This window comes from Pelatocladus sp., from assembly GCF_059505505.1.
The window spans coordinates 1-4,676 of the sequence record NZ_JCACKS010000148.1 but is presented as its reverse complement, the minus strand read 5'-3'; the positions used below and the strand labels follow the sequence as shown (position 1 = coordinate 4,676).

The 4,676-nt window shown below is 39.2% G+C and carries 5 protein-coding genes; 2 read left to right on the top strand and 3 right to left on the bottom strand.

What is annotated here, in order from left to right; translation table 11 throughout:
* Positions 1 to 71 precede the first annotated feature (71 nt).
* Complete coding sequence (locus AC5JMK_RS12630) at positions 72 to 698, top strand: hypothetical protein (RefSeq protein WP_096679286.1); 627 nt, start codon at positions 72 to 74, stop codon at positions 696 to 698.
* 246 nt (positions 699 to 944) lie between these two features.
* Here the strand turns inward: AC5JMK_RS12630 and AC5JMK_RS12625 are convergent, their stop codons facing one another.
* The 3 genes from AC5JMK_RS12625 to AC5JMK_RS12615 all read right to left on the bottom strand — a co-directional run bounded on the left by AC5JMK_RS12625 (position 945) and on the right by AC5JMK_RS12615 (position 3,877).
* Complete coding sequence (locus AC5JMK_RS12625) at positions 945 to 1,523, bottom strand: GNAT family N-acetyltransferase (protein WP_096678476.1); 579 nt, start codon at positions 1,521 to 1,523, stop codon at positions 945 to 947.
* 380 nt (positions 1,524 to 1,903) lie between these two features.
* Complete coding sequence (locus tag AC5JMK_RS12620; RefSeq protein ID WP_495910233.1) at positions 1,904 to 3,283, bottom strand: UDP-N-acetylmuramoyl-tripeptide--D-alanyl-D-alanine ligase; 1,380 nt, start codon at positions 3,281 to 3,283, stop codon at positions 1,904 to 1,906.
* 237 nt (positions 3,284 to 3,520) lie between these two features.
* Positions 3,521 to 3,877 carry a hypothetical protein gene (locus AC5JMK_RS12615; protein WP_096678472.1) on the bottom strand — a complete coding sequence of 119 codons (357 nt, stop codon included), beginning with the start codon at positions 3,875 to 3,877 and terminating at the stop codon, positions 3,521 to 3,523.
* Between the two features lie 496 nt (positions 3,878 to 4,373).
* Here AC5JMK_RS12615 and AC5JMK_RS12610 point away from each other — a divergent pair, with 496 nt between their 5' ends.
* Positions 4,374 to 4,646: a hypothetical protein gene (locus tag AC5JMK_RS12610; RefSeq protein WP_495910232.1), complete on the top strand. Its 273-nt coding sequence runs from the start codon at positions 4,374 to 4,376 to the stop codon at positions 4,644 to 4,646.
* Positions 4,647 to 4,676: the final 30 nt, after the last annotated feature.

The window sequence follows — 4,676 nt, the reverse complement described above, 5'->3', positions numbered from 1 at the left end:
AGTTTTTGGTTCGCAAATAATTTACGCGAACCATCCTTCTTGTCCAAAGTCCAAAATTAAGGAAAAAGGAAATGGCTTGGGTTCACCAAATAAAGTTCTTCTCTAAGGGTCAGGAGCTATACGTAGCTTTATACGATGATTCCTATATTAGCGAATTTTGGATAGCTAATATTAAAGCTTCAGATTTAGGAATCACAAAAATTCCTGATAACTTCATAATAGAAAGAAAATATCGTATTGAAGATTTGAATATTCAGTCTTTTGAATATTCACAAGATAACTTGTTATTTCAAGTTGGAGATTTTATCAATCGCTTTGTAAAAGGAAAACCTGTTCCTGAAGTAATTGTGGAGAATAAAATGAGTGGCGATACATACTATAACGTTGGGCAAGCTGGGGCTGTGGGAAACAATGCTCGTTCGGATAACAATACTTTCTTTCAGTCTGAGCAAAAACAGACTCTAGCTAAAGCCGCAGCAGAAATTCAACAACTTCTCAAGCAGTTGGAGAAAACCAATCCTATTGCTACTGAGTCTGAAAAGATTACTTATGTTAATGACGAAACGACTCCTAGCTTTAAGCGTCGTGTTGTTGGTGCATTACAGGCTGGTAGCGAAGTTGCTATCGAAGAATTTTTAGATAATCCTTATGTTAATGTTGGCAAAGCTATCGTTAAAGGCTGGATAAAACCAGAATAAATTGTAATACGACATGACATAACAACAATGCTTCACCGGAACGGGAGCATCCCAAATGGTCATTGCACCCCTTGCGAAAACCTGGACAAAACTGCCCAGCCTTTGCGGTGCGGGGGGTTTGATGGCATTGAAATTAGGTTGATTTGTATAAAAACCCCCCGCACCGCAAGCCAAAATAAGTAATACTATTGGGTATATTTGAGTAAGGCTGGGCAGTTTTGTCTATTTTTTATTGCACCCCACCCCTTAATCAGCCTCAATACTAAGCAATTGCATCTGCATCATCTCCCGATCCAACATGGCAAACATTAACCTGTCTTGCCATTCTCCTCTACTCCATTCGTACTCTCGCAGATAACCCTCCTGTCGCATCCCAATTTTAATCAACACTCGCATCGAAGCTTTATTTTTGGGATGACACAAAGCAAAAACCCGGTGTAAACTTAATTGCTTAAAACCAAACTCTAATAACTTCCGTGCCACTTCTGTTGCATATCCTTGTCCCCAAAATTCCTTAGCCAAGCAGTATCCAATCGAACCTTCTTGCTTATTGCGATCAGTAATAGAAATGCGACACGAACCTATTACTTGTTTATTTGCTTTTAATGCGATCGCAAATGCAAAATGATCACGTATTTTCTTCCGTCGGCTTTTAATTTCTGTATGCAAATAGTTTTTAGTATCTTCTTCGCTATTAGGGCCGAAAGGCAAATAGCGAACAACTTCTAGATCACAAGCATATACATGTACTGCTTGCCAATCTGATTCTACAAAGTCTCGAAGGATTAAACGTTGGGTTTCTAAAGGTGGATAGATGCTGCTCATAAAATTAGGAATTAATAGTTAAGAGTTAAAAAGGTGACTAACTATTCATAACTCTTAACTATCTTCGGTGGTTAAATTCTGCACAAAGTTTCAAAAAATCCCAACAACTTTTGCCAAATTATAGGACTCCTATTTGATTTTTGAAAAAATTCCGTACATTTTGACCTTAAGCATGACTATCAGCTTTCCCTATTGCCTATTGCCTATTGCCTGTTGCCTGCCTCTACGAGTAATTCAGAAATCAAATCGGATTGCTATATAAGCTTTTCACCTTCGTGTCTTCGTGTCTTGGTGGTTCAAAAGTTATTTTTCTACCACAAAAACACATAGACGCTCTAGCGACTTTTGGCAAGTAGACACCAAGAGAAATCCAAAATGTATCAAGATTTTTGTGAAACGCTATAAGAATTGGAAAATTCCGCACGCAATTGGCTAACAACCTGATCCAATCCAACAGAATGCGCTGCTTTAAAAAGAATACGATCGCCTTCCTTCATTAACGTCTTCAATCTCGCTGCCAAATCTGCATGAGTTGTAAAACACTCATAAGGGACACCCTTGGCACTCTGAACTATTGTTTCGGCGTCTTGTCCATCTACCAAAACCAACAAAGCATCTAAATTCAATTTCTGTACAGTTTCGCCTACTCGTTGATGTAATTGGCGCGATCGCTCTCCCAATTCTTTCATTGCACCCAGTACAGCAATGTGTCGTTTGCCTGGGGTTTGTGCTAATAAGTTTAATGCTGCTACCATAGCTTCTGGTGCAGCATTGTATGTCTCGTCTAAGATTACCACATCATTGGGTAATGCAAACCGTTGCGATCGCCCGTTTGGCATATCTACTGTCACACCAGATTGCAGGCATGACCAATCAATATCCAATACTTGCGCCACTGCCAAAGCTGCGATGTAGTTAGCGGCGATGTGACGACCGGGCATTGGTAGAGGTAATAGCATATTTGCGACTGCCAAGGTGTCGTTATCAATCAACTCACCTTGAATGTCTCCACCATTAAAGCCAAAAGTGATGATCTTGCCTTGCCAAACTTTTGCTGCTGTTTCAATTAACAAGGGATTATCATAGTTGAGAATTGCCACACTATCCTTGGGCATTTCTGCCAATAACTCACACTTCGCTGCTGCGATCGCTGCTTCCGAACCGAGTAATTCTATATGTGCTGTGCCGACATTGGTAATCACGCCAATTGTGGGACGTGCGATTTGCGTTAGTTCGGCAATTTGTCCTTTACCCCGCATCGCCATTTCTACAACAGCGAAATCATGTTCTGTAGTTAACTCCAACAGAGTTTTCGGTACACCAATTTCGTTGTTGAAATTAGCATGAGTTTTGTGAACCTTTCCTTGAGTAGCCAAAACGGCGGCGATTAATTCTTTAGTAGTAGTTTTACCTACAGAACCTGTCACCCCAATTACCGGAATATCAAAGCGATCGCGCCACCATCTGCCAATTTTTTGATAAGCCTGGAGAGTATCTTTTACCTGTAATAGTGGAAATTCTGAGTTTGTGTATTCAAAATCAACAATTGCTGCTAGTGCGCCTTTGGCGATCGCCATTGGTATAAACTCGTGTCCATCAAACTTTTCACCGCGTAAAGCCAAAAAAACTTCACCCGGTTTGAGGATACGACTATCTGTTTGTATTCCGTGACTGAATTTTGCTAAAGCTGCATCTGATAAATTAGTTCCTTTAGCACCAAGAACATCAATTAGTTGATTTAAGGTGGCAAAACAAGCCATAGTCAGAGGTATTTCGGTTTCCAAAATTTTGGTCGTAAATGGTTAGTAGTTTACTACTAGATTTGCCAAAGTGGGTAAAATTTTTGGGCGTTGCTGAATGCGGTATGAATCCGAATGTAGAGACACGATATATCGTGTCTCTACAAAGATTTTGACATTACGCAAAATCATTTTCATACATTAAATCAGCAATGCCAATTTTTGGAGAAAAATTCCTCTGAATCTATGGGTTTCAGCCTAGCCAAACCAATGAGAAGGAGCTAAACCAGGGTCAACTTCTCCAGGAATTTGCAGACTTAACTGTTTTTCCCGTTTGTACATAATATTATCAATCCCCTGGCGGATTAAATCTTCTATGCAATACTTGTCTTTGATCGCACAAATCAAAGATTGGAAGTTTCCATACGATTGTTGACCTTCTTCCCCAACCACATAGCAATTTGATACTTGACTAAGGACATGAGCAATTAGTTCTTGGCGGAGATCGGGAATCGAGAAAGCTTGCTGATAAGGATGATGAGGATACGTTTCTAAAACATCCTCTATACAGCTAACTACAACTGGCAATGTTAAATTAAAAATAGTTTTAGACATGATTTCTTAACCCTCAGCTTGAATTATCCTGTTTATTAAATTTATTGCCGATATAGCTGGGAGCATCTCAATTTTTTCAATATTCCGCGCTTGGTTTAAAATCCTTAGCTAATAGCACAAGTCGTATTCATACGATTCAAACAAATCAAGCAGTCTGCTTAAGCAGCGATTTCAATCGCAGGCGGTTTTGAACATTTGGGATGCTCCCATATAGCGATGACCAGAGATTGGAAATAGATAGGTTTTAATTTTAAATTTACAGAAATAATTTGAGGAACTTGTGAAGAAAGTGTAGTTTCTTAGGTGGAATTAATACTACACATAAATATTAAAAATACTTATAGCACTTCCATATGAAGATGCATAGCAAAGAACTCCACGCTTGTTGAAATATGCTGTATTGACCTACATTGTGAATGTATTGACCTACATTGTGAATGCATTGGCTTACATTGTGAATGCATTGGCTTACATTGTGAATGTATTGACCTGCATTGTGAATGCATCGACCTACATTGTGAATGTATTGACCTACATTGCGAATGCATCGGCTTACATTGTGAATGCATTGGCTTACATTGTGAATGCATCGGCTTACATTGTGAATGTATTGACCTACATTGCGAATGCATCGGCTTACATTGTGAATGTATTGACCTACATTGCGAATGTATTGACCTACATTGCGAATGCATCGGCTTACATTGCGAATGCATCCGTCTGTACAGTTTATTTAAGAAAATCTGTAACTCCCCAGGTAGGACTGTAAGGATCATTCCATTGAGAGAAGAATTATGGT